Below are 24843 nucleotides of genomic sequence, written 5' to 3'. Positions count from 1 at the left end.
CACCTGTCCGGTCACCATCGAGGAGAGTCGAATGTTCACTCGCGTTGCCAAACGATCCATGTCCATCCTTCTCGCGTCGCTTTTCGCGAGCTTCACCCTGCTCGGCTGTCAGGTCGAGGTCGCCGAGGAGCCGTCCCCCGACGTCGAGGTGGGCGAGGCGAGCCAGGAGTTGATCAACTGCAAGGGCCGGTGCGTCAGGTTCTTCTTGGCCTGCATCCGGTCGAGCGAAGAAACCGAATTGTGCACCGCCGAGCGGGATGCCTGCCTGGCGGACTGCGACGAGCAGACCTGCGAGCCCGGGGAGCCCGGGTGCTGCCAGGGTCAGCCGACCTGCTGGTAGCCGCCTCTCCCCCGCCCTGCCGGGATGATGGAACCACCAGGGCGCCATAAGACGCCAAGATGATTGGGATTATCCTTGGCGCCCTCGGCGCCTTGGCGGTTCAAAAGACCGCACCTTCAGTCAAAGTACCCCACCACCCGAGAGAGGGCGACGCAGGGACCGCAGGCCGCGACGCGGCATGCTACACAGGGTCCTGTGAGCCTGGGCGAGAGCGTGATCATCTGCCCGGGGTGCAGCGCGGAGAACTCACCCTTCAACCCGCGTTGCACCCGCTGCGAGGCGCTGCTCTCGGAGGAGCCGCGGTCGCGCTCCACAACCGCCGACGAGCCCCCGTCGAGGCAGTCGACCTCCCGCGACGAGCACGTGTCCTCGAGCGTCACGATCGATCCGCTCGCAAGCACGGTTGTCGTCCCGGACGGGGGAGCGCCCGTGCCTCCGGCGCCGCCCGGGGCCGAGGCGTCGCTCGATCTGCGCCCGGGCACGAAGCTCGGCCGGTTCGAGGTGCTCGATCGCCTCGGCGAGGGCGGCATGGGCGTGGTGGTGCGAGCGCGCGATCACGTGCTCGGCCGCGACGTGGCGATCAAGGTGCTGCGGCCCGAGGTGCTGGGGCGATCGGGCGCGGCGACGGCGCTCGCGCGGCTCGTCCGCGAGGCGCAGGCCATGGCGAGGATCAAGCACCCCAACGTCGTCACGGTGCACGAGGTCGACGCCTCGGCCGGGCAGGTGCGCGTGGTGATGGAGCACGTCGACGGCCGGACGCTGCGCGCGTTCTGCGCGGAGAAGCGGCGGCCCGCCTCGGAGGTCGTGGCGGCCTTCCTCCAGGCGGGAAAGGGGCTGTCGCAGGTGCACCACGCGGGGCTCGTGCACCGCGATTTCAAGCCCGACAACGTCCTTGTCGGCGCCGACGGCCGCGTGCGCGTCACCGATTTCGGGCTCGCGGGGCTCGCGGAGGGCGAGGCCGGCGGCGGCGGCGCGGAGGCGGGGATCGAGGCCGCGCTCACGCGTTCGGGCTCGTTTCTGGGGACGCCGGTCTACATGGCGCCGGAGCAGCACCGGCGAGAGGCCGCGGATGCGCGGGCCGATCAGTATGCGTTCTGCGTGTCGCTGTGGGAGGCGCTCGCGGGCGAGCGTCCGTTCGCCGGCAAGACCTACGACGAGCTGCGCGAGAACGTGGCGCTCGGGCGGGTGCGAGAGCCGCCGCGAGGGGCCGAGATGCCGGCGCGGATCCGCCGCTGTATCGAGCGCGGGCTCTCCGTCGACAGGGACGCTCGATACCCCGACATGGACGCGCTGCTCGACGATCTATCGAACGATCCGGCGGCGGCGTGGAGGCGCGGGCTCGTCGCGGCGTCGGGGCTCGCGCTCGCGGGCCTGCTCGCGTTCGCGTTCGCGCGGCAGCCTGCGGACAGGCTCTGCAAGGGCGGCGAGGCGAGGCTCGCGGGCGTCTGGGACGAGGCGACGATGGCGAAGGTGCGGGCAGCGTTCGCCGGCACCGGGCGGCCGCACGCGGAGGACACGTACCGGCGCGTGGAGAAGGCGCTGGGCGATCGAGCGCGCGCGTGGGTCGCGATGTACGCCGACTCGTGCGAGGCCACGCATGTGCGGGGCGATCAGTCGGCCGGGCTGCTCGATCTCCGGACGCTGTGCCTGGAGCGCCGCCGCCAGGAGATGGGGGCGCTCACGGCGCTCTTCGCGCACGGGGCGGACGCCGAGGTGCTCGATCGATCGATCGAGGCGTCGCTCGCGCTCCCGGGCCTCGAGCGCTGCGCGGACGCGGGCGCGCTGACCGCGGCGATCCCGCCGCCCGCCGACGCCGCGGCGCGGGCCCGCATCGACGCGCTGCGGCGTCGCCTTGCCGAGGTCAGGGCCCTCGATGAGGCCGGCAAGTTCGGCGATGCGCTCGCGCTCGCGCGGCCGCTCGCCGACGAGGCCCGCGCGGCGGACTACGCCCCGATCGAGGCGGAGGCGCTCTTGATGCTCGGGCGCGCGGCGCGGGACGCGCACGACGCCCCGGCCGCGGAGGCGGCGCTCCGCGAGGCGCTGCGCGCGGCGGCGCGGGCCAGGGACGACGCCCTCGCGGCGGAGGCATGGCCGCAGCTCATCTACGTGGTTGGCTACCTGGGAGGCCGGCACGCCGACGCGCTCGCGCTGCAGCTGGCCGCCGAGGGCGCGGTCGAGCGGACGGGGGGCGACACGCTGGCGAGCGCGCGGCTGCTCGGCACGCTGGGCAGCGTGCTCGACGAGCAGGGCAAGTACGACGAGGCAGCGCAGCACGTCGAGCGCGCCCTGGCCGGCCTCGAGAAGGCCCTCGGCCCGAGCCACCCCGAGGTCGGGGCGACGTGGAGCCGCCTCGGCACCGTCCTCCTCCACCTCGAGAGGTTCGACGACGCGGAGCGCGCCTACACGCGAGCGCTCGCCGTCCGAGAGGAGACGCTCGGCGCCTCTCATCCGAGCGTCGCGCTCACGCTCAACAGCCTGGGTCGCCTCTTCAACACCCAGGGCAAATACCGAGATGCCTTGCCCCGGATCGAGCGCGCCATCGCCATCCAGGAGAGGGCGCTCGGCCCCGATCACCCGTTTCTCGGGGCCTCCGTCAACAACCTCGGCAATGCGCTCGTCATGCTCGGCGAGACCGACGCTGCCAGGCGTGCTCACGAGCGGGTGCTCGCCATCCGGGAGAAGGCGCTCGGCCCCGATCACCCCGACGTGGCGTCATCGCTCAACAACATCGGGGCCGTCCTGGAGATGCAGCAGAAGTTCGCCGAGGCGACGCCCTATTACGAACGGTCGCTCGCGATCCGCGAGAAGGCGCTCGGCCCGGATCACGCGAACGTGGCCGCCTCGCTCGGCAACCTGGGGAGCGCGCTCGTCGCGCAGAAGAGGTACGCCGAGGGCCTGGTGCGCCTCGAGCGCGCCGCGGCGATCCAGGAGAAGGCCTTGGGCCCGAGCTCGCATGCGGTCGCGTCGATGCTCACCGGGATTGCCAGCGCCTACAACGAGAAGGGCGAGCCGGGAAAGGCGCGCCCGTTCGCCGAGCGGGCGCTCGCCATCTATGCGGCGAAGGGCGAGGGCGTCTCGCCGATCGAGCTCGCGGATACGCGCTTCCACGCGGCTCGGGCGCTCTGGGGATCGGCGCGGGACCGGAAGCGGGCGGTCGAGCTCGCGACCCAGGCGCGCGACGCCTATGCGGCCGAAGAGGGGGAGTACGCGAAGCGCGCGCTCACGGCGGTAAACGGGTGGCTCGCAGCGCACGGCGGCGCGCGGTGACGAGGGGGCCGCGCTCGGGGAGGAGCTCCCGAGCGGGCGGCAGGGGAACTCCCCTATCCTGCGCCCTCACCTACCCGCGGCTCTCGAATCTCGAGCTCGCGATCGTCATCGACTTTGGCGAGGTGAGAGTGAGGCAGGGTATCCATCGCGTGGTCGACGGACTGCGGGAATGACTTCACCCCTCTCCCTCAGATTCTACGGAGGAGCCCATTTTTCTTGACAGCCAGAACATCGAGATTGCTATCGTCGAGCATGCGTTCAGCCTTGTTCTTGCGCCGCTTCGCCCCCGTCATCCTCGTCGCGCCGCTCGCTGCGGCGCTCGGATGCGATGAGGCCGATACCCCGCGAAGCCGCGTGAAGGAGCAAGGCATCGGGGCGGCTGTCGCCGCGCTCACGGCGCCACGCTGGGACATGGCGCCGCCGATGAACGTCGCCCGGAGCAGGCACACGGCGACACGTTTGCTCGACGGGAAGGTCCTCGTGGCCGGCGGAGCGAGCGAGACGGCCGAGGTGTACGACCCCGCCACGAATACATGGGTGCTCGTCGCGCCGATGAGCACGCGGCACACCGGCCACACCGCGACGCTCCTTCCGGACGGCAGGGTCGTCGTGGCCGGCGGCGTGACCGAGGTCGTAGAGATCTACGACCCCGCCGCGGATGCATGGACGCTCGCCGCGCCGCTCGTCACGCCGCGCGAACGCCACACCGCGACGCTCCTGCCCGATGGCCGGATCCTCGTGGCCGCCGGCGAGTTCGAAGAGTGGGTGATGGGCTCGAGCGAGATCTACGATCCCGTCACGAATACGTGGACCGACGCGGGTCCGTTGGCGCAGGTGCGCTCCTCCCACACGGCCACGCTCCTGCCGAACGGCAAGGTCCTCGTGGTGGCCGGGGTGGACGCATCCGGCGACCCCATCGGCAGCGCGGAGATCTACGATCCGGTCACGGGCACGTGGACCGCCGCGGGCTCGATCCAGAATCGGGAAGGGCACACCGCGACGCTCCTCGCGAATGGCGAGGTGCTCGTCGCCGGCGGCTACACCGATTACGGTGGTGAGGGGTTCTCCTCCACGAACCGCAGCGCGGCGCTCTACGATCCGGCGAGCGATACCTGGACGACCGCGACGCCGATGAACGTCACCCACCACAACCACACGGCCACGCCGCTCGCCGATGGCCGGGTGCTGATCGCCGGCGGCGGCGCGCTCACGGAGGTCTACGATCCGGCGAGCGGGAGGTGGTCGCTCGGCAAGTACCTGAACATGGACCGGAGCCATCACACCGCCACGGCGCTCGCAGGCGGGCGGGTGCTCGTGGCCGGCGGCGGGAGCGCGACCGTCGAGAGGCTCACCCTCGCGGCCCCGGGCGATTCCTGCCTCTTCGCGGGCGAATGCGCGAGCGGCTTCTGCGTCGACGGTGTCTGCTGCGATGCCGCGTGTGACGCGGGCTCGTGTGACGCGTGCGCGGTGAGCGCAGGCGCGTCGGCGAACGGCACCTGCACGCCGCTGAGCGGAGCCGTTTGCGGCAGCGCCGACGGCTGCACGGCGAACGGCGTCTGCCAGGCGGGCGCTTGCGTCGGGGCGTTGCCGGTCGGCTGCCAGTCCCCGTGGACGCCGGCCGGGAACATGCCCGTGCCGCGGCAAGACGGCACGTGGGCCGAGCTCGCCGATGGCCGCGTGCTCGTGGCCGGCGGGTACGACAACGACTGGAACGATACCCTGTCCGCGGACCTCTACGATCCGGCGACGAACGCCTGGAGCAGCGTCGCGTCGCTCTCGCAGGCGCGCCGCAAGCCCGCGTCGATCCGGGTCTCGACCGGCGAGATCCTCGTCGTGGGCGGTGATTCTCCGTCGACGGCCGAGGCATACGATCCGGCGAGCGATACGTGGACGCTCACCGGCGCCATGGTCGCGCACCACGATCCGAGCGTCGCTCTCTTGCGGCTCCCCGACGATCGTATCCTCGTCGTGGGCGGCGGGACGGCGGTCGCCGAGCTCTACGATCCGACGACGAAATCCTGGGACGCGACGGGCTCGCTCGGCGTCTCGCGCTCGGGGCACTCGGCGGTCCTCTTGCAAAACGGGAAGGTGCTGGTGAGCGGCGGCGCTGGCAATCCGGCGACGGCGGAGCTCTACGACCCGGCCACGGGGACGTTCTCCCCGGCGGGGACGCTGACCTTCGCGCATTCCGGGCACCAGGCGACGAGGCTGCTCGACGGCGGCGTGCTCGTGGTGAGCGGCAACGGCGCCGATCGGTATGACCCGGCCACGAACACCTGGACGCCGACGCAGGCGTTGCTCATGCCGCCCGCCGATTTCACGGCGACGCTGCTCGGTGATGGTCGGGTGCTGGTCATGGGCGCGCCGCACGTCCCGCACGCGCAGGTCTACGAGCCGGCGACGAATGACTGGACGGTGACCGGGCCCCTGGACGTCGCGCGCCGACGTCATACGGCCACGCTGCTCGGAAACGGAATGGTGCTCATCGCGGGCGGCACGGAATGGACGGGCGGCAGCCAGTGCGACCTCCGGAGCGCCGCGGTGTACGACCCCGGGACGAATGGCTGGTCGATGGTGCCGAACCTGAGCAGGCTACGCAGCTCTCCGTCGTCCGTGCTGCTCGATGGCAATCGCGTCCTGGTCTTCGGGGGGCTACTGGGAGGTTGCTCGTCCGGGGACGGCGACCCCGAGGCGCATGCAAGCACGGAGATTTACGAGGGCGGCGTCACCCCGGAGGGCAGCGGCGGAAGCGCTGGCGCGGGCGGGTCCGGCGGAATGGGCGGCTCCGGCGGCTCTGGCGGAAGCGCAGGCGCGGGCGGGTCCGGCGGAATGGGCGGCTCCGGCGGCTCCGGCGGAAGCGCAGGCGCGGGCGGAAGCGCAGGCGAGGGCGGAAGCGCAGGCGAGGGCGGAAGCGCAGGCGAGGGCGGAAGCGCAGGCGAGGGCGGAAGCGCAGGCAGCGCCGGTGGAGTGGCCGGCTCCGGCGGTCAGGGCGGTATGGGTGGCGTGAGCGGCACCGGCGGCTCCGGCGACGGCGAAGAGCCGGGCGACGGCTGCCGCGCCGCACGCGGATCCGCGGAGAATAGCGGGAGCGGCTTCGCGGCCCTCGTGGCCCTGGGCGCCCTGTTCGCGCGCCGCCGCAGGCGCTGAAACGCGAGAAGGCTCTCGCAGGCTGTGGAGTGAAGGCGGCCCCTTCGATGCATGGGTAAGTGCCTCCTCAGAAGAATTTGTGGGTGAGCCATTCGGGCTCCGGCAGGTTCCCGAGCGTAGGGTAGCTCTATTGCGGGAAGTCGGCCGGGGGAGCGAACCACCAGGCCGGACGCGCCGGTCAAGACCGGCGCATCCGGCTTGGCGGCTCAAAGGCCGGCGGCGTCCGTCACCCATCGAAGGCAGGGCGCCGGCCGCCTGCGCCGGCGACCCGGTGCTTCGCCAGGAGCTTCTGCAGGTAGGTCCGGTTGAACCCGGACTCCCGCGCCGCCTGCGAGACGTTCCCCCCGTGCCGATCCATCAGCGCCACGAGGAACGCACGCTCCAGCTCGGCGACGCCCGCCTCGCGCGCCGCATCGAGCTCGTCGGCGGAGAGCCGCGAGAAGCGCGGCGCCAGGGGCCCGGGGCCTGCTGGCCGAGCCACATCGGGCGGGAGCAGATCCACGTCGAGCTCCGGCCCCGTCGCCAGGATGCACGCGCGCTCCACCACGTGGGCGAGCTCGCGCACGTTGCCCGGATACGCGTGCTCGCGGAGCGCCCGCGCGGCGCGCTCCGTGAAGCGGGGCCGCTCGCCGGGGCGCTTCCAGCAGGTGCGGAGGAAATGCTCGACGAGGAGCGGGACATCGCTCGCGCGCTCGCGCAGCGGCGGAATCTCGATCTCGATCACCTTGAGCCGGAAGTACAGATCTCGCCGGAACTTCCCTGCCTCGACGAGCGCCGGCAGATCCTGGTGCGTCGCCGCGATCACGCGGACATCGACCTTGTCGGTCCGGTCGGAGCCCACGCGCTGGATCTCTCCGAACTGCAGGAAGCGCAGAAGCTTCGCCTGCACGTCGGGCGCGATCTCCGCGACCTCGTCGAGGAAGAGCGTGCCTCCCTGCGCCGACGCGACCCGCCCGACGCGGTCCCGGTCGGCCCCGGTGAACGCGCCTTTGACGTGGCCGAAGAGCTCCGACTCGAGGATGCTGCCCGGCAGCGCCGAGGTGTGCAGCGTGACGCAGGCCTTGCTGCGCCGCGGGCTGTTCACGTGGAGCGCGCGGGCGATGAGCTCCTTGCCGGTGCCCGTCTCCCCGCGCACGAGCACGGTCGCGTCCGAGTCGGCCACCTGCGCGACCGTCTTGAGGAGCGCGAGCATCCTGGCGTCCTGCGTGACGATGCCCTCGAAATCGTAGCGGGCGAAGAGATCGCGCTCGAGGCGCTGGCTCCGGCGGCGCAGCGCCTCGCGCTCGAGGGCCCGCTTGAGGAAGAGCCCTGCGAGCTCGGCGAACTCGGCGACGAAGCGGAGCGCCTCGGCGCTGGCGGCCCGGGACTTGTACTCCACGTAGACGGCACCATAGACATCGGCGCCGTGGGCGAGGGGCGCCACGAGCGCGGCGGACGCGCCCGACTCCTCGAGGCTCTTGAGGAGCGACGAGCGCGGCTCGTCGGCGTCCCTGGAGAGGTGGACGATCTGCCGCGTCTCGATGGCCTGCCGCACGAGGCCGCGGCTGAACTTGCGCTCCTTGTCGGAGATCCTCGCCTTGTCGAAGTGGACCGCGAACTTCTGCTCGTAGGAGCCGTCCTCACGGACAACGATGAAGCCGCGGTCGGCGCCCGTGGCCTCGAGGACGCGGCGGAGCACGAGCTCGGGAGCCTTCGCGTCATCGTCCTCCGAGAGGAGGATCCTGACGATCTGAAGGAGCGAGGGGTAGAGATCCATGGCCGCGGCGCCCAGGGTACGATGAGGGGGGAAGGAAACACAGAGCGATTCCCCGTGGCGTCGGCGGCTCCGCCATGGTGTCGCCGGAGAGCGTCGCGGCAAGTGGCTGGTCGCCCGCGCGCGCACTCACCCGGCACCGGTTGCTCGCCGGGGGCGTGGTCCGGGCTGCATCGGGTCGGGGAGGGGTCGACTTGCGCTGCCTCCTGCGGTACGCGCCGAGGGCACCGCCGGAAGCGTCACGGAATCGTCCGGCCGACCACGGATCGCGGGGTTAGCGCCCGCCATCGACAGGTCCCTCTGTCCCAATGTCGGGAGAGACAGGCTTCCCCTGGAACTCTGTGGAGAGAGAGCGCGGAGAATGGAGGGCGGGCCGCTGGTCCTGCCCTCCGTGCTCGGCGCAACAAGGTGCATTGAAAGACCGTCTGGGGCGCCGTGCCACCGCCATTGCGGTGCTTGGTTACGCAGACCGGCCGGGGCGTTCCCTGGTTGACAGGGGCGGCGCCAGTCCCGCGCATCGGGGCGCGGGTTTGCTCACATTTCTGGAGCATGTTGCAATCAGTGCCACGCGCGCGCACATCCCCCGAATGTCCAGATATACGCGGTGCGACGAGAGCGAATATCCCAACCACTGGCCACATCTCGCTTGCGCCCTCATTTCCTGGTACGCGCATTGCGAACGCTTACAAAGACAGGACGCTCGAGACTCGACCGTTCGTCCCTGTCATACGAATGGAGGGGTTAATCATGCTCTTCAAAAATCTGGCTCCGGCGGCCTTTCTGGCGCTCGTCACGGTGACAGCATTTCCTGGCCATGCCGACAGGCGCGCCGTGATCGACGGCGAATTCCGGATCCAACCCTACGTATTGCCGAACGGTCAAGGGTATCGGCATCTCACCTCGATCATCCACGAAGAAAAGAACGAACTGGCCCTCTTCGGCGGCTTGGGCAACGGCCCTCCGTCGCCGCCGACGCCGATGAACCACAATGTGTACACGCTGGATCTGACGAAGCCGCCGTCCCAGCAGCAGTGGAGAAACCGCGGGGCCGATGCCGCCGTGGCGGAGCCGTGGTTCACAACCACGAATGGATTCGTCCAGTTCGACGACGAATACTATCTTGCATGCGACGATTCAGGCACCGATTCGGTATATTCCTTCGACGCGAACACGTACAAATTCAACCATCTGTCCACGTCATCACTCGGCCCGGAGCTCAAGGCGGAGGACTGCTGCGCGGTCGGAGTGGAGATATGCGAAGGCAACGAGTGCAGCGGCAAGGCCGAAAAGAGAATCTATATCATGGGCGGACAAGACCCCAACGCCGAAGGCTCCCTCTCGATCGTCCGTTACTATTCGATCACGCATGACAGATGGGAGCAGGTGGCGAGCATGAACGTGGAGCGGAGACATCTGGGCTGTGCCGCTGTCGCACGGGGAGGGGCAACGTCCATCTATGCGATATCCGGCGGCGATTCATCCATCGGCGAGTCGCTGCGGTCCATGGAAGTGTATGACATCACGCAAGACAAGTGGACACTGTATGACAATTTCGGCGTGGGTCGAACCCGGTTCGGCGTACGGAACGTGGACGACAAGTATCTCTTGCTGATCGGCGGCGACGCGAATTGCACGGGCGGCGCATGTCAGCCAGATCAGCCGCTCCGCCGGATCGACATCGTTGATGTCCGGCATCGAGATCCCAGGTTCATCTCCTCCGACGATTATGTGATCCCGGAGCTCAATAGCCCGAGGCACTCCCCCGCAACGAGCTTGAGGAAAATGAAGGGCAACAATCAAGAAGACAAATACATGCTTTACGTCGTCGGCGGCAGGACCCGCGACAACGCAGGCTTGGGCGTGTTGACGACAGCCGAGGTCCTGTCGTTCTCCAAAATCAACCCGCCGAGGTGAAGGGCGATCCGTAGCGATGCCCCCGGACCGGCCGGCGTCCCGGCGTCCCGGCGGTCAATCGTGGAGCCAGCGTCGCCGGCACAGCCGCTGAAGAAATGACCTGACGGGGCTCCCCTCCCCGCGTCCCCGCGCGGTTCATCCCCTGATGGTCGCGCCGTGGATATGCGCCGCAAGATCGGCGTACTTCATGCGAAACCGTCCGCAGCCCTCCGGCAGCGGCGCGCGGGGCGGGACGCCCTGGCAGCTGTCCGACCCCGCAGGGTTGCGCAGGATGACCGACGCAGGCGAGCCGTCCGCCCCCCTCTCGATCTTCTCGCCCGCGACCCAGTGATAGCCACCTTCCCATTTCATGAGAACCGGCACCTTCTCGCCGCGCCCCAAAGCCCCAGCGACATCGTCAGCGACGGACGCGCCGCTGCGCAGCAGCGCCGACACGCTCGTGTAGCTGCCGCCCATGATGTCCTGGAACAGGCTGGTGAAATTGCCGAGCGGGACGCGCGAGTCGCCCCCCAGAGCAGCCCAGAACGAGTCGTTGTCCTCGGGGTTGTCGTAATCGAAGATCCAGCTCATCAGGGTCGCGTGGTTCATGAGCGCGGACTGGAACAGCCGGTCGATGTCGATGCGGCCCGAGGCGTCGCGCAAGATCGCGTTGCGCGGCATCCTCAGCACGCGGCCGGAGCGCAGCGTCACCTCGCCCGCCTCCCGCGTGATCCCGTCGAGGAGCCGCGTGAACTCCGCCGGATCGGCGCGCAGCAGGACGTACTCCATCGTTCCCGCGCCGCAGGTGCCGTGGCGCGCCCCCTGCTTGACGCGCAGCGGGTTGTCCACGTGCCGGATCGCCTGCGCGAGCACGAGGTGCGGATCGATGCCGCCCTCGAGCACGAGCCTGCCATCGCGCCGGACGCCCGCCATGGTCGCGAGGTTCGGCAGCAGCGCCCCCGCGTGCAGCCGGCCCGCGGCGAGCAGCCTGTCGAGCGCGGCCAGACCGCGCGCGTCGCCCCGTAGCTCACGCCGGACCTCGTCGACGCGCGCGCTACGATCGGCGGCGAGCGCGCCGGAGGCCGTGGTCGCGGGCCTGTCGCCGACGGAGTCCACGGCGGGCGGCGGCGAGTCCGGGTCCGGCTCGGCCCCAGGAACGACCCGCGGGAGCCCCTTCGCGTCCGTGAAATAGCCCTGATCGTGGCGCGAAGCCACGGCGGACGCCTGAACCGCGGACGGCTTGCGGCCGAGCGCCGCCACCTCCTCCGGGCTGAGTCCCGCGGCCCTGGCCATGGCCTCGTCGAGCGCCACCGTGCGCCGGGCTCCGAGGCGCCTGTCGAGGGCGGCGATCGTCGCGGCGTCCACGATGCCCGTCTGCGGCAGGCCCTCCGCGGCTTGCAGCGCGACGATGGCGGCGTGCGTCTTCGGCCCGAACGAGCCGTCGGCCTTCATCGCGTCGCCGAGCGTGCCGAGCGCCTCTTGCAGGGCGCGCACGCCGTCGCCGTGCGCCCCCTGCGCGAGCGTCGCCGTGCCCGCCGCGACCGCGCTCAACACCTCGTTCGACGCGAGCTCGGGGGCGCCGAGCCCTGTGTTCCCGCTGTCCCCCATGGGTCCCCTCCTGCGATCACCAGGCGCGCTGGATCCGTCCCAGGATACCACGCCGCGCCCGTCGGTGCGCGCGTCAGGCGGCGCTGCGGTGCGCGCTGGTTCGGCACCGCGAAGTCGCGCTCTCGATCGTGGGACTCCTTTCTATCTCTCTCCTCGGGCCGCGACGATCCGCCCGGTGCAAAGAGCCTTCAGCTCTTGCCGAGCGTCTGCTGGAGCTCACACGAGCGCAACAGCCGCCCTCTGTTCGGCGGGCAAGGCATCCAGCGCCCGCAGCGCATCCATGATCTGGCCTCTCGCAAAGACCTGAGTTTGACCACTGAACGGATTCAACGCCGCATTCCGTCCCGCCAGGAGCGCGCGCCCGAGCCCACACAGCACGTCGATATACCGGTCGTCCAGCGTGGATCAGGCAGGCAACGCGCTCGCGCGAGCTGCGCTGCGCTCGGCCGCATGTGCCCTCTTTCGCGCGCAGCGCAGGGCGTGAGACGATGCCGGCCGGAGGATCAGCCATGAAACCGATCGCAGGAGCAGCAGCGGAGGGCGGGCATCTGGAGCTAGGGATGTTCGGCCCGAACGGCACGGGCCACTCGATGTCGAAGGTCCCCGAGCGCTGGTATCCCACCTGGGAGAACAACCGCGACCTGGCGCTCGCAGCCGAGGCGGCGGGCCTGGATTTCCACATCCCATTCGCGCGCTGGAAGGGCCACGGCGGCGAATCCGACCCTCAGGGCGCCATGCTGGACCCCATCGTCTGGGCGGCGGGCATCCTCGCGATCACGAAGCGGATCAAGGTCTTCACGACCGTGCACACGCCCTTCGTGCACCCCATCGTCATGGCGAAGCACCTGGCCACGATGGACCACATCGGCCCCGGGCGCGTCGGCCTGAACATCGTCACCGGCTGGGACAAGGAAGAGTTCGAGATGTTCGGCATTCCCCTGCGCGAGCATGATGAGCGCTACGAGTACACGAAGGACTGGCTCGACGTGATGCGCGCGCTGTGGACGGCAAACGGGCCCGGCCATCATCGGGGCAAATTCTTCGACCTTCCCGGGCTCATCGGGGAGCCGAAGCCGCGTGGCAAGATCACCCTGATGAACGCGGGGACGTCCAGCGCCGGCCGGGCCTTCGCGATCGAGCGCTGCGATCTGCTGTTCAACATCCTCGTCTCTCCCGAGGCGTGCCGGGAGGAGGTCGCGACGGTCAAGGAGGCAGCGCGCCGCGCGGGTCGCTCCATCGACGTGTACACGACGGCCTGCATCGTCTGTCGTCCCACCCGGAAGCAGGCCGAGGAGTACCACGATTATTTCTCCCGCGAGATGGCCGACTGGCCCGCGACCGACAACCTCATGCAGCTGCTCGGGATGGGCTGTCAGTCCTTCTCCCCGGAGTTTTACGCCATGTTCCGGCAGCGATTCGCCGCGGCGCACGGGCACTACTCGATCGTCGGCGATCCGGGCCATGTGGCCGAGGAGATCCGGCGCATCCGTGACACGGGCGTCCGGGGCCTCACCCTCGGATTCATCGACTACACCAGCGAGTTCTCGTACTTCAAGGATGAAGTGATGCCACGCCTCGTCGACCTGGGCGTCCGCCGGCCGCCTGGCTGATCCCGCGGTCATGGCTCCTGGCCCGCTGAGCCCACGTCGAAGTGGCGCTCGGGCTCGGCATCGAGACATCCTGGCCAGGAAATCCGCTTGTGCTCGCTCGGCGAAGACACGCCCCGGCTTCACCTCCGAGAGCCGGCGTAGCTGGTTGCCTGTCCAAGGCGGCCGATGGCGAGGCGCAGAACGCCTCACGTACAGCCCTGGGCCGGCCGCGCGTCCGCTGGCAGCCGCATCGTGAACGTCGTGCCGCGACCGGGAGCGCTGTCCACATCGACGCTCCCGCCGTGGGCTTCGGCGCAGGCGCGTACCAGCATCAGACCGAGGCCCCACCCGTGTGCGCCGTGCTCGCCTGCGGCGCGCGTGAACGGATCGAACAGCGTCTCTTGCGCCTCCGGCGGGATCGGCGCGCCCTCGTTGTGCACGCTCACCTCGACCCCGTCCCGCGGCTTCGTGATGGCGACGGCGATCGGCGCGTCGTTCGCGCCATACTTCAGCGCGTTCGAAATCAGGTTCCAGAGCGCGCGTCGCAGCTCCGAGGCACCCCAGATCCCTCGGACGCCCTCGTCTGCATGCAGCACGATGCGGCCAGGGTGATCGGCCGCGATTTCGTCGACGAGCTCGCGGCCGAGCTCGCTCAGGTTGCACTCCTCGAGCGTGACCGAGAGACGCCGGCCGGCGTGAATCCGATCGGCGTCGAGCAGATCGGTCACCATGCGGTCCGCCCGATCCAGGTTGCGGACGACGACCTCGACCCGCTTCGCGACGACCGGCCCGCTCGCGTCCGGCTGCGCTGCGAGCAGCGTCGCAGCCATCCTCGCGGCCGACAGCGGGCCGCGGAGATCGTGCGCCAGGACCGAGACGAACTGGTTTCGTAGCTCGCGCGCGACGCGCAGGGCACCGAGCTGATCGAGCAGCTCCGTGTAGAGTCTGGCGCTATCGAGGTGGAGCGCGAGCCGCTCGCCGACCGCCGCGATGCGCCGCGTCTCACGGGCGGTGAACGTCCGCTTTTCACGGAGGCCGATGTACAGGACACCCATGAGAGAACGCTGCGGCGGGAGGCGGATGCCGAGCAGCGAATGGATGCCGCTGTGCCGGAGTCTATCCGGCACGTCGAGCAACGTGGTCTCCACGTCGCGCATCGACATCGCATAGTCCTGCAAGGCGACGGCGCCTGCGAAGGACGATGCGTCGACGGATCGCACGTACTCGACGAACGGCTCATCGGCCAGGCCCACCGAAGCGACCATCTCCAGCTTCCCGGTCCTGATGTCGTGCAACAGCAGCGCAGCCGTATCGGCGTCCATCGACTCCATGACGACCTCGAGGACCTTCCTCAAACGCCCCGACGACAGGGGCGCCTCTCCGCCGAAAGGCTGCAAGAACGGGTCATGGAGCAGCCGCAGGTAGCGCTTCTCGGTTTGCTCGTCCTCCAGGAGGTGTTGCCGGAACGCTTGCGCTATGAACACGGAACGGGCGTGGATCTCGGCGAAGAGGCGATGGATCTCCTCCAAGCTCGGCTGCTCTTCGGCGCCTGCGATGGCCCAGGTGCGAACGATCGCACGCCCGAGGATGGCGAACTCTTCCAGCGCCTCCTCGAGGCTGAAGCCGGCACGCAAGCGGGAGGACAGATGGCTCTCGATGAGCTCGTTTCGCTCGCGGTGCACGTCCTCCCCGTCCCATCCGCGCTCGAGCGTCTGCACGTACTTGGGCATCATGTTCGTCAGCTCGGGGCTCGCCAGCCCCCGCGCCGCCGCTGCCCTGTTCGCTTCGCTGGCCCACGCTTCGACGATCTCTGATGCGCGCGCCGCGATGATCTGTTTGATCGTCCGCATCGACACCCTCACATCCTTGTCGAGATGATCCTTAAGAGGCTCGACGGGGCTCCTGCCAGTGCACGTCACCAGGCTCCGGATCACGCCACCCGAGCGCTTGGACGCATTCCCAGATCTCCCGGTAAGCGAAACCCGCAGGCGCTCGGGGTCGCCCTGGTGATCGCGGTCGTAGCCCTGCCCCGGTCACCGCCCCGACCGGCGCGCCGACCTCGTCTGCTCTCACCGCCTTGCCTCGCCGCCCGCCCCCGGGCAGGCTTCGCCCATGGGCCAGCCCGCCGAGAAGCAGCGCCGCGCCACGTACGCCGACCTCGGCGCCGTCCCGCCGAACAAGGTGGCGGAGCTCGTCGGCGGCACCCTGCACGTGTTCCCCCGGCCGGCGCCGCGGCATGCACAGGCAGAGACCGAGCTGGCTACCGAGCTCGTTGGCGCGTTCGGGCGCGGGCGCGGGGGCCCTGGCGGCTGGCGCATCCTGGTGGAGCCCGAACTGCACTTCCCGGACCCGGCGGCGCCTGGTGAGATCGACGCGCTCGTGCCCGACCTCGCCGGCTGGCGCCGCGAGCGCATGCCCGCGCTTCCCAAGACGGCCCACTTCGCGCTCGCTCCCGACTGGATCTGCGAGGTGCTGAGCGCATCCACGGAGGCGGTCGACCGTCACGAGAAGATGCCTATCTACGCGCGCGAGGGCGTGCGGTATGCATGGCTGGTCGACCCGATCGCGCGGACCCTCGAGGCCCACGAGCTCGACGCGGATCGTCGCTGGGGACCCGCGGCCGTCTACCGCGACGCCGCGCGCGTTCGCGTCGTGCCGTTCGAGGCCATCGAGCTCGACCTGTCCGTGCTCTGGGCGGAGTAGCAGGCTGCTGCGCCGTAAACGCCCGGCCATCGCTATGGGCACGGCCGATTCTGGTATCCTGCGCGCCCCTCGCCCGGCCCGGGCGGGGCGAAAGCCCAGGACGCGCCAATGACCCATCCGCTCCGCGACATCGTGCTCCCCGACAGCCGGCCAGTCTTCCAGAACGAAGAGCGTAAGCGTCCCGCGAGATTCGGCGCTGCGCCGCGCGTTGTGAGCTTGGTGGCATGCCTCCTGATGGCGGGGGTTGCGTGCGGGGAAAACGACCCCGCTCCGGCTGCATCCGGGCAGGGCGGCGCTGGCGGAACCGGCGGCGACGCCGGCGCTGGTGGAACAGGCGGCCAGGGCGGTGCGGGTGGAGCCGGAGGCCAGGGGGGCGCTAGCGGAACCGGCGGCGACGCCGGCGCTGGCGGAACCGGCGGCGATGCCGGCGCTGGCGGCGCCGGCGGCCAAGGCGGCGCCGGTGGAGCCGGAGGCCAGGGCGGCACTGGCGGAGCCGGCGGTGAGGGCGGCGCCGGTGGAACCGGCGGGGACGAGCTCGGGGAGCTGCGCAAAGCAGCCGCAGCGGCCGGCAAGCTCCTGGGCGCCGCGGTGGACGCGAGCGCGCTGCGGGACGAGCCGGTGTATCGAGAGATCCTCGCCCGCGAATTCGACTACGTCACCGCAGAGAACGCCATGAAGTGGGGTCCGCTCGCGCCGACCGCCGACAGCTACGCCTGGGCGGACGCCGACGAGATCGTCGCGTTCGCCGAGGAGCACGAGCAGGCCATCAAGGGCCACACCTTCGTCTGGCACCAGCAGACCCCGTCCTGGCTCAACGAGGACATGAGCGCGGACGAGCTGAGGGCCGCCTTGAAGAGCCACATCGAGACGACCCTGGCCCGCTACCGGGGCCGCATCCGCGCCTGGGATGTCGTCAATGAAGCCGTGGATATCAACAGCGGCTCCAAATACACCGAGAGCATCTTCTGGCGGAAGCTCGGGCCCAGCTACATCGAGGACGCGTTCCGCTGGGCGCGCGCCGCCGATCCCGACGTCCTGCTCTTCTACAACGAGGTGGGCATCGAGCGCATCGGGCCCAAATCGGACTTCACCTACGAGATGATACGAGATCTCCTGGCCAGAGGCGTGCCCATCGACGGCATCGGATTCCAGTCGCACGTCTCGATTCATCGTTATCCGGCGGAGAGCAACCTCCGCGCGAACATCCGCCGCTTCGCGGACCTGGGCTTGAAGGTCAACATCAGCGAGCTCGACGCGCGCACCCTGCTGTTGCCTGGCACGCGCGACAGCCGCTGGCAGGCGCAGCGCGTGGCGTTTCAGCAGATCGTGGGCGCCTGCGTGGCCGAGCCCGGCTGCGAGGCGGTGACGTTCTGGGGCTTCACGGACAAGCACTCCTGGATCAACGACGACGGCGATCCCGACGACGCGCTCTTGTACGACCGAGAGTATGTGGCCAAGCCGGCCTACGAGGGCACGCTGGACGGGCTGCGCGGTCTGCGCTCCGTCGTGGGAGACAACGTCCTCAAGAACGGAGATTTCGCGAGCGGCGACGCAAGCTGGGCGGCGATGGGCGGGGAGCTCAGCGTGGGCGCCGCGAGCGAGCGCGAAGGTGCTGCAGCCTGCGTGAGCGGACGGACCGAGACGAGCCACGGGCTCCGCCAGGAAGCCCTGGTGGAGCCGCTCTCCGCAGGGGGCCCGTTCACGTTCTCCAGCTGGATACGTGTGGGCGGCGCCAGCGGCCAGACCGTCAATGCCGCCCTGACGATCACCGAGGAAGGGCAAGCGCCGCGAGACCTCTCGCTCGCCACCATCGTGGCCGCCGACGGGCGCTGGATCGAGCTCGCGGGCAACTTCGGCCTCGGCTTCAACGCGGCGCCTGCCGCCGTCGAGCTCAAGCTCTACGGGCCATCGGCGGACGTGGAGCTGTGCGCAGCCGACGTGAAGATCCAGCCCTTGTCCGCGCGCTGATCCACGCGCCGGTGAACGAGCGCTCGATCCAGGGCCCCTCCGGCGCATTGCCCTACCCGATCTCCTCGCCCGCCACGGCGACCGCGATCTCCGCGCCCTTTTCCCCGGTCACCCGGAGCGCAAGGCGCGCCTGATCCTCGCCGTCCTTCATAAAATGTTGTCTCCGTGAGCGGAGAGACACGCATCGTCGAACCCCCTGACGGTATCATCCACGCGGTAATTTCGACGAGCCCGGCACCGCGCACGCCCATGAGCACCCCCTCGACCCCTGCCTCCGACGAGGCCGTCCTCCGCGTCCGCAACCTCCACAAGTCCCACGCGCTCGGCGCGACGCCCATCGAGGTGCTCCGCGGCGTCGACCTCGACATCCACGCCGGCGAGATGTGCGCGATCATGGGCCCCTCCGGCGTCGGCAAGAGCACGCTGCTCTCGTGCGTCGCGGGCCTCGAGTCGCCCGATCGCGGCGAGATCCGCGTGCTCGGCGAGGACATGGCCGCCCTCGACGAGCACGGGCGGACGCTCCTGCGCCGCCGCCGCGTCGGCATCGTCTACCAGTTCTTCAACCTCGTCCCGACCCTCACCGGCTACGAGAACATCGTCCTCCCCTACCTCATCGACGGCGCCGCCCCCGACCACGACGCCGCGTCGCGCATGCTCGATCGCGTCGGCATGCGCGCCCGCGCCGAGCACCTGCCGTCGCAGATGTCCGGCGGCGAGATGCAGCTCATCTCCATCGCCCGCGCCCTCGTCCGCCGCCCCGCGCTCGTGCTCGCCGACGAGCCGACCGGCAACGTCAACGTCGCGACCGGCCGCCGCATCATGGCGCTGCTCGCCGACGCCCTCCGCGACGCCGGCAGCGCCATGCTCCTCGTCACGCACAACGCCGAGGACGCCGCCCGCGCCCACCGCGTCGTCTTCATGCGCGACGGCCTGCTCCTGCACGACGCCGCCCTCGCGGGCCCCGCCGTCACCTCGGCCGCCGTCCACGATCGGCTGAAAGAGCTCGGCATCTGAATGCTCCTCCTCCGCGCCCTCTTCCAGCCGCTCGTCCGGATCCTCGCCCTGCGCAACCTGCGCGCCGACCGCTTCGGCGCCATGGCCGCCGTGCTCGGCGTCGCCCTCGGCACGGCCACGGTCAACGTCGTCCTCATCCTCGACGTCGGGACGCGCGCCGTCGAGGCGAGGAGCGCCGTCACCAACCCCGACCTCCCCGTCTTCACCGATCAGACCATCACCCTGCGCGGCCTCCGCCCCGACGGGCAGCCCATCGACGCGGAGGACGCCCAGGAGGAGACCCACGAGGACTACGAGATCATGCGGTCCGCGATCCGCCTCGGCTCGCTCTCCGCGTTCCTCGTCGGCGCCCTCATCGTCTTCTTCACCTTCAACGTCGCCGTCGAGCGCCGCCGCCGCGAGATCGCCCTGCTGCGCAGCGCCGGCGCGCTGCCGCCGCAGGTCGCGGCGGTCTTCGTCCTCGAGGCCTTGCTGCTCGGCGTCGGCGGCGCCGCGCTCGGCCTGCTCGGGTCGATCCCGCTCGCGTACCTCGCCGCGAAGGCGGGCATCACGACGACCGGCCGCGCGCGCATCCCGCTCAACGCCATCGTCCTGCCCTGGAGCGCGATGCTGCTCGTCTGCGGCACCGGCGCCCTCACCGCGCTGCTCGGCGTCCTGCGCCCGGTGCGCGACGCGCTCCGCCTCGACATCGCGCGCGCCCTGCGCCCGCGCTTCGTCGAGGGCGGGGCCGAGCAGCGGCGGCGCATGCGCGGCGTCACGCTGCTCGCGCTGCCGTTCATGGTGCTCGTCTACGGCCTGCTGCGCCCGTTCTTCCAGGAGTCCGTCCCGCTGTTCGCCTTCTTCGTGCTCGAGGCGGGCCTCGCGTGCGCGGCGTTCCTCGCCGCCATCGTCTTCGTCCCGGACCTCGTCGCCCGCCTCGGCGCGCTCGCCGTCCGCCTCGCGCCGCGCCGCTGGGCCGCCGAGCGGCTCCTCCTGCGGCGCCGGGTCGAGCACAGCGGCCACGAGCTCGCCTGGAGCGTCGGCGGCGTGATGATGGTGTTCGCCCTCCTGCTCGCGCTGCACATCGCCACGGCGGCGCTCAAGCAGGAGGTCTCGGCCTGGGCCGGCCGCGCCCTCGCGCCCTACGCGTTCCTCTACCCGGACGAGCCGCTCGGCCACGCAGAGCGCCTGCTGCCGCGGTTGCCCGAGCGCCTCGTCGCGGCGCGCTTCTCGAGCCGCACCCCGTGGCCCAACGTCGCCTACGCCGTCCCCGCCGACGAGCTCCTCGCGCTCGCCGAGGCCACGGGCCGCGCCGAGCCGATCGCGCTCGCCCGCCGCTTCGGCCCGGGCAAGGCGCTCGTCTCCACGATGATGGCCCGCCGCTTCGGCGTCGGCCCCGGCGACCTGCTCGAGGTGGGCGGCCGCGCCGGCGCGCGCCGCCTCGAGGTCGTCGGCATCACCGACGAGCTCGGCTACGTCCACGCGGCCGGCGCGTACCGCAACCTCCGCACGTACGCGGTCATCGACGCGTCCGACTTCCCGGTCATCTCCCCGTACGCGACCGCGATCGGCCACACGATCGCCCTCGCCGATCCCCGGACCGGCGCCGCGGCGGCGCGCGGCGGCTCGGCGACGCCGCCCTGGGCCGAGCTCCTCGCCGACGTGCCGCGCGCGCGCGACGTCCGGATGCAGACGGGGGCCGAGATCGAGGTCATCCGCCGGAAGGCGACGGGGCGCGACTTCGTGATCTTCGACATGATCCTCGGCTTCACGACCCTGCTCGCGGCGATCGGCGTCGCGAACCAGATGGTCCTGGCGCTGCACGCGCGGCGCCGGGAGCTCGCGCTGCACCGCGTGCTCGGCATGACGGCGGGGCAGGTCCGCCGGATGGTCCTGATGGAGGGCGCGCTGGTGGGCGCGCTGGGCGGCGCGCTGGCCGTGCTGCTCGGGATCCCGCTGGGCTCCGCGGCGCTCGGCGCGCTGCGCACGGTGTCGACCTTCGAGGTCGAGCTCAGCATCCCGCCGGAGTACGGCCTGTTCACGGCGCTCGGCGCGACCGCGGTGGCGCTCTTCGCGTCGCTCTATCCCGCGCGGAGCGCGGGGCGGAGCAACGCGGCGGAGTCGGTCCACTACGAGTGACCACGAGCAGGAGCGCGCGCCCGTCCTTCACGAAACTCGCCCGGCCGTCGCGGGCTCTTCTCCCCCGATCGCCCTCGGCGGGACGCCGCGAAGCGCTCGGACGCGGCGCTTGCGCAGAGGCGTTCAGCATGACAAGCCACGTGGCATATCGTGGGCGCGACCACATCCCCGCGGGCATGTGCGACGGTGCTTCCGGCGCGTTCACCGCAACGGGCATGTCGCTCTCGAAAATAACTGTCACGGACAGCCTCGCTGGCCGTTGACGGCGAGCCCGCGCGCTCAGCGTCCCTGGCGTTGACGTGCGCTCTCCGCGCCCGCCGGGACGGGCCACCACGCCGCGCGCGGCGCGCCCGCTCATGAAAATCGCTCAGGCCGGACACGGAGAGCGGGACATCGGTGTGCTCGCGTCGCGGCGATCCCGGAGGAGGTGAGCCTCTCCTTGGCACAGCGGTGCTCCGCTCGACTTCTGCGCTCGCTCCTTGCTCCTGGTGGTGACTGACAGCGACGGATCGACCCTCGTCCGAGAGGAGGAATGTGTGTTATTGGACCAGCGGTTTTTGCAGATCTGGATCGGAGCCCTGCTCGCGCTCGCCTCCGCTCCAGCCGGAGCGACGCTGCCCCCGGCCAGCACCGCCCGCTCCGAGGCGGGCTGGGGATATCACCCTCCTCCGGAGGAGCGCGCAGTGTCCTCCCAGGGTTTCTGCAGCCTTGATCTGCCCTACACCGAGCCGCCCTTCCTGGCAGACCAGACGACCGGCATCTCCTGCCCCGGTTACGCCACGCAATCGCCGATCTGCACGGGGCCTTTCTGCCCCGCCAACGGCGTTTGCCCGGGGACGAGGACGCTGCACGAGGACCTGAATGCTTGCCAGGGGGCGGCCTGCTGCCTGCCAGGCTCCGTCGACCCGGACGGCGTCGTCGACGTCCTGCCCTACCTGGGGAGGCCGGCGGAATGGCCCTTCTCCGCCGACGCATCCGTCGACCGCAGCACGAACGTCGACGACAGCCCGGGCATCGCGACGGCCATCGAGTGCGCGGCGTCGCTGAGCGCCAGCAGGCGCACCGTGGCTTTCGCTGCCGGGCGTTACGTGCTGCGCACCCCGCTGCGGCCGCACCATGACGCGCTCACCCTGGAGGGGCCGGAGCTGTCTCCCGAGGCCAGCCCGGGCGATCCCCAGACCGCGACCCTCGTGGCGATCCCCTGCAATCCGGAGCAGTACCCCGGGGCCATCCAGGTCACCAGGGTCGTCAAGCCGGACGGGACCATCATCAGCGCGGTCCGGGGGCTCTGGATCCGCAATCTGCAGATCGCGGTCACGGAGGGGCCACGCAGGACGGCGAACAGCGGCATCCAGCTGAACACCTGCTCGGACTGCAAGGTGGAGAACGTCATCATGCGCTACTCGCCCCTTGTTCCCCAGCTACCTTCCTGCAAGCCGAGCAACCTGGAGGGCATCGGCTTCACCTGGGGCTCCGGGGGCGTCATCCGGAACGTGCTCGTGGATGGCTTCTCGAAGAGCGGCATCTACCTGTCCTCCATCGCCGGGTACCACGACACGCCGCCCATCCTCGTGGAGAACTGCGAGATCAGGAACATCAACGGCCCGATCGGCGCCAGCGGGATCAAGATCGTCACCGCCAACGTGACCGTGCGAAACTGCCATGTCCACCACAACATGATCCATCCCGGCGACGGCTCCACCACGGTCAGCGGCGGGCATGGCCTCTGGATCTCCACCCAGATCTCCCCTGGGCCCGGGATCCCGAGCCCGGTGCCGGAGAACGTCGTGGTCAAGGACAGCTACTTTCATCACAACGGCGGCGCCGGCGTCGTGCTCGCGAGCCCCATCGAGGACGAACGTCCGGCGGGGATCCTGATCAAGAGGGTCAAGTTCGCTTACAACGGGAGCCATGGCGTCCACGTGCAGGCAGGCGCCGGCGTGGCGTTCTGGGACGTCTGGTCCTGGGGAAACGCGCTCTACGGCGTGCTCCTGAGCTCGCGGACGACGCTGCCCGCGACCTCGGCCCGGGTAGAGGATGTGACCCTGGAGAACCTGCTCGTCTTCGACAACGCCCTGCGCTTCGCGTCGGGCTCCTTTCCCGGCATCAGGATAGAGGCCAGCGACGTCACGATCCGCGGCGGTACGGTGGCTCGCTGCGAGCCCTGGCGCGGGATGCAGTCGCGATCCATCCAGCAGCAATGCTGGCTGTCGGGGCCGGCCGGCGCGCAGGTGCTCTTTCAGCCGGAAGAGAACGTCATCTCGGACGTGAGCACCTACGGCACGAGCGCGCCGGAAGTGCTGGCGTGCCCTTATTGACGAGCGGCGAGGGCCCGCGCTGCGCCGCCTCACTTCCCTCGCCTGCGCCGCCGGGGAGCCGGCCGGCGGCGCGTCGTCGCCTCGGCGGCGAACGGCCTGTCGCCGAGGCGCAGCGCGCTCCGCTGCTCCGGGTCGAGCCGCTTCACCGCCGCCCGGAAGTCCTCCCGGGCCAGCCGTAGCCGGTTCTGCCCCGTGTTCTCGTTGATCTGGAGCTCCCGGGCGATGTCCACCACCGGGATGTCCAGCATGTCGTGCATCACCAGCATGACCCGCCGCTGCGGGTCGAGGCTGGCGAGCAGCGCGTCGACAACGTCGGCCCGCTCCATCGCCTCCAGCCGCTGCTCCAGACGGGGCCGGCTGTCGATGCCGGCGGAGATCGCGGTGAGCCGCAGGCCGTCCGGGATCTCGCGGCGCCGATAGGCCCGGTCGCGGTAGTGGCTGACCTGCCGCCACGCGATCCCGTAGAGCCACCGGTAGAGCGAGTCCCACACCCGCCGCGGCTGCCCCTCCCCGATCCACGGGAGCACCGCGCTGAGCGGCACCGGCTCGTGGTCCTCGTCCTCGAAGTCGTCCTCGAAGAAGTCGTCCTCGTCGCGCCGCCCCTGCAACGCGCGCAGCAGGCGGCTCGCGTCGAAGGTCTCCAGATTGCGGTAAGCGGCGAGGAGGACGTCGTGCAGCACGTCCTCGCGATCGTTCGCCCCCACGCCAACCCCCCGGAGCAACCCGCGAAGGAAGGGAACGCCGACCTCGTGCACCACAGCGAAGCTGAGATGTTTGGCGCGGAGGTCATCCTCTGATCGTGATTCCACATATTATTTTTACTGACCCTCTTTCCGGGTCGTTTTGGAACCCTCCCCCGCGCGCCAAAACCTCTTATTTTGAAGCGTTTTTTGATGAGCTCACCAGCGACTGACGCGGTGTGAAACGCCGCGGCCCGCCGCGGTGGTGCGTGGTGCGCGCCAGCCCTCATGTCGCGTCCGGAGATCCGATGCTCCGTGACCAGAAGCCGTGACCTGCTGGCCGGGTATCGTGCAAGTTGTGCGTTTCTCCCGAAAAAACGCGGGCTGCGCCCTCTCGCCGGCCCCCCGCGCGCCGGCCTCGGCCGCGGCCCCGCGGGGCTTCCCC

Annotated in this window: 14 protein-coding genes; 10 read left to right on the top strand and 4 right to left on the bottom strand. The window is 70.4% G+C overall.

Annotation, left to right across the window (positions count from 1 at the left end; translation table 11 throughout):
• Positions 1–58 precede the first annotated feature (58 nt).
• The 3 genes from WME82_RS46905 (at position 59) to WME82_RS46895 (ending at position 6754) form a co-directional block, all read left to right on the top strand.
• Positions 59–340: a hypothetical protein gene (locus WME82_RS46905; RefSeq protein ID WP_438040634.1), complete on the top strand. Its 282-nt coding sequence runs from the start codon at positions 59–61 to the stop codon at positions 338–340.
• Positions 341–535: 195 nt separating this feature from the next.
• The gene (locus tag WME82_RS46900; RefSeq protein WP_438040633.1) at positions 536–3607 is read left to right on the top strand and encodes a tetratricopeptide repeat protein; all 3072 of its coding nucleotides are present in this window, start codon (positions 536–538) and stop codon (positions 3605–3607) included.
• A gap of 252 nt (positions 3608–3859) precedes the next feature.
• A complete protein-coding gene (locus WME82_RS46895; RefSeq protein WP_438040632.1) occupies positions 3860–6754 on the top strand; it encodes a kelch repeat-containing protein in 2895 nt (964 codons plus the stop codon).
• 226 nt (positions 6755–6980) lie between these two features.
• Here WME82_RS46895 and WME82_RS46890 read toward each other — a convergent pair whose 3' ends face one another.
• Complete coding sequence (locus tag WME82_RS46890) at positions 6981–8510, bottom strand: sigma-54-dependent Fis family transcriptional regulator (RefSeq protein WP_438040631.1); 1530 nt, start codon at positions 8508–8510, stop codon at positions 6981–6983.
• Between the two features lie 744 nt (positions 8511–9254).
• Here WME82_RS46890 and WME82_RS46885 point away from each other — a divergent pair.
• Positions 9255–10421, top strand: coding sequence for a hypothetical protein (locus tag WME82_RS46885; RefSeq protein ID WP_438040630.1), 1167 nt, complete (start codon positions 9255–9257; stop codon positions 10419–10421).
• Positions 10422–10556: 135 nt separating this feature from the next.
• On the opposite strand, the gene WME82_RS46880 is transcribed toward WME82_RS46885, so the two are convergent.
• Positions 10557–12008 (bottom strand): peptidoglycan-binding domain-containing protein, encoded by a 1452-nt coding sequence (locus tag WME82_RS46880; protein WP_438040629.1) that lies wholly within the window; start codon positions 12006–12008, stop codon positions 10557–10559.
• A gap of 509 nt (positions 12009–12517) precedes the next feature.
• On the opposite strand from WME82_RS46880, the gene WME82_RS46875 reads away from it, so the two are divergent.
• Positions 12518–13618, top strand: a complete 1101-nt coding sequence (locus WME82_RS46875; protein ID WP_438040628.1) for an LLM class flavin-dependent oxidoreductase — start codon at positions 12518–12520, stop codon at positions 13616–13618.
• A 185-nt stretch (positions 13619–13803) separates the two neighbouring features.
• Here WME82_RS46875 and WME82_RS46870 read toward each other — a convergent pair whose 3' ends face one another.
• On the bottom strand, positions 13804–15447 hold the full coding sequence (locus WME82_RS46870) for an ATP-binding protein (protein WP_438040627.1): 1644 nt from the start codon (positions 15445–15447) through the stop codon (positions 13804–13806).
• A 262-nt stretch (positions 15448–15709) separates the two neighbouring features.
• Here WME82_RS46870 and WME82_RS46865 point away from each other — a divergent pair, with 262 nt between their 5' ends.
• The 5 genes from WME82_RS46865 to WME82_RS46845 all read left to right on the top strand — a co-directional run bounded on the left by WME82_RS46865 (position 15710) and on the right by WME82_RS46845 (position 23718).
• Positions 15710–16300 carry a Uma2 family endonuclease gene (locus WME82_RS46865; protein WP_438040626.1) on the top strand — a complete coding sequence of 197 codons (591 nt, stop codon included), beginning with the start codon at positions 15710–15712 and terminating at the stop codon, positions 16298–16300.
• Positions 16301–16534: 234 nt separating this feature from the next.
• A complete protein-coding gene (locus WME82_RS46860) occupies positions 16535–18268 on the top strand; it encodes an endo-1,4-beta-xylanase (RefSeq protein WP_438040625.1) in 1734 nt (577 codons plus the stop codon).
• 249 nt (positions 18269–18517) lie between these two features.
• A complete protein-coding gene (locus WME82_RS46855; RefSeq protein WP_012241252.1) occupies positions 18518–19282 on the top strand; it encodes an ABC transporter ATP-binding protein in 765 nt (254 codons plus the stop codon).
• Positions 19283–21400, top strand: coding sequence for an FtsX-like permease family protein (locus WME82_RS46850; protein WP_438040624.1), 2118 nt, complete (start codon positions 19283–19285; stop codon positions 21398–21400). It begins immediately after the preceding gene.
• A 683-nt stretch (positions 21401–22083) separates the two neighbouring features.
• Positions 22084–23718: a right-handed parallel beta-helix repeat-containing protein gene (locus tag WME82_RS46845; protein ID WP_438040623.1), complete on the top strand. Its 1635-nt coding sequence runs from the start codon at positions 22084–22086 to the stop codon at positions 23716–23718.
• A gap of 29 nt (positions 23719–23747) precedes the next feature.
• Here the strand turns inward: WME82_RS46845 and WME82_RS46840 are convergent, their stop codons facing one another.
• Positions 23748–24527 carry an RNA polymerase sigma factor gene (locus WME82_RS46840; protein WP_438040622.1) on the bottom strand — a complete coding sequence of 260 codons (780 nt, stop codon included), beginning with the start codon at positions 24525–24527 and terminating at the stop codon, positions 23748–23750.
• Between the last annotated feature and the right edge of the window lie 316 nt (positions 24528–24843).

The sequence above is a fragment of the Sorangium sp. So ce128 genome (assembly GCF_051525245.1).
GTDB lineage: Bacteria > Myxococcota_A > Polyangia > Polyangiales > Polyangiaceae > Sorangium > Sorangium cellulosum_B.
This window is presented reverse-complemented; position numbering and strand designations above follow the sequence as displayed.

Excerpts from the sequence above, each read along its gene's own strand:
- WME82_RS46905 (WP_438040634.1), top strand. The coding sequence starts at position 59 with ATGTCCATCCTTCTCGCGTCGCTTTTCGCGAGCTTCACCCTGCTCGGC.
- WME82_RS46895 (WP_438040632.1), top strand. The coding sequence starts at position 3,860 with ATGCGTTCAGCCTTGTTCTTGCGCCGCTTCGCCCCCGTCATCCTCGTC.
- WME82_RS46890 (WP_438040631.1), bottom strand. The coding sequence starts at position 8,510 with ATGGATCTCTACCCCTCGCTCCTTCAGATCGTCAGGATCCTCCTCTCG.
- WME82_RS46885 (WP_438040630.1), top strand. The coding sequence starts at position 9,255 with ATGCTCTTCAAAAATCTGGCTCCGGCGGCCTTTCTGGCGCTCGTCACG.
- WME82_RS46880 (WP_438040629.1), bottom strand. The coding sequence starts at position 12,008 with ATGGGGGACAGCGGGAACACAGGGCTCGGCGCCCCCGAGCTCGCGTCG.
- WME82_RS46875 (WP_438040628.1), top strand. The coding sequence starts at position 12,518 with ATGAAACCGATCGCAGGAGCAGCAGCGGAGGGCGGGCATCTGGAGCTA.
- WME82_RS46870 (WP_438040627.1), bottom strand. The coding sequence starts at position 15,447 with ATGCGGACGATCAAACAGATCATCGCGGCGCGCGCATCAGAGATCGTC.
- WME82_RS46865 (WP_438040626.1), top strand. The coding sequence starts at position 15,710 with ATGGGCCAGCCCGCCGAGAAGCAGCGCCGCGCCACGTACGCCGACCTC.
- WME82_RS46860 (WP_438040625.1), top strand. The coding sequence starts at position 16,535 with ATGGCGGGGGTTGCGTGCGGGGAAAACGACCCCGCTCCGGCTGCATCC.
- WME82_RS46855 (WP_012241252.1), top strand. The coding sequence starts at position 18,518 with ATGAGCACCCCCTCGACCCCTGCCTCCGACGAGGCCGTCCTCCGCGTC.
- WME82_RS46850 (WP_438040624.1), top strand. The coding sequence starts at position 19,283 with ATGCTCCTCCTCCGCGCCCTCTTCCAGCCGCTCGTCCGGATCCTCGCC.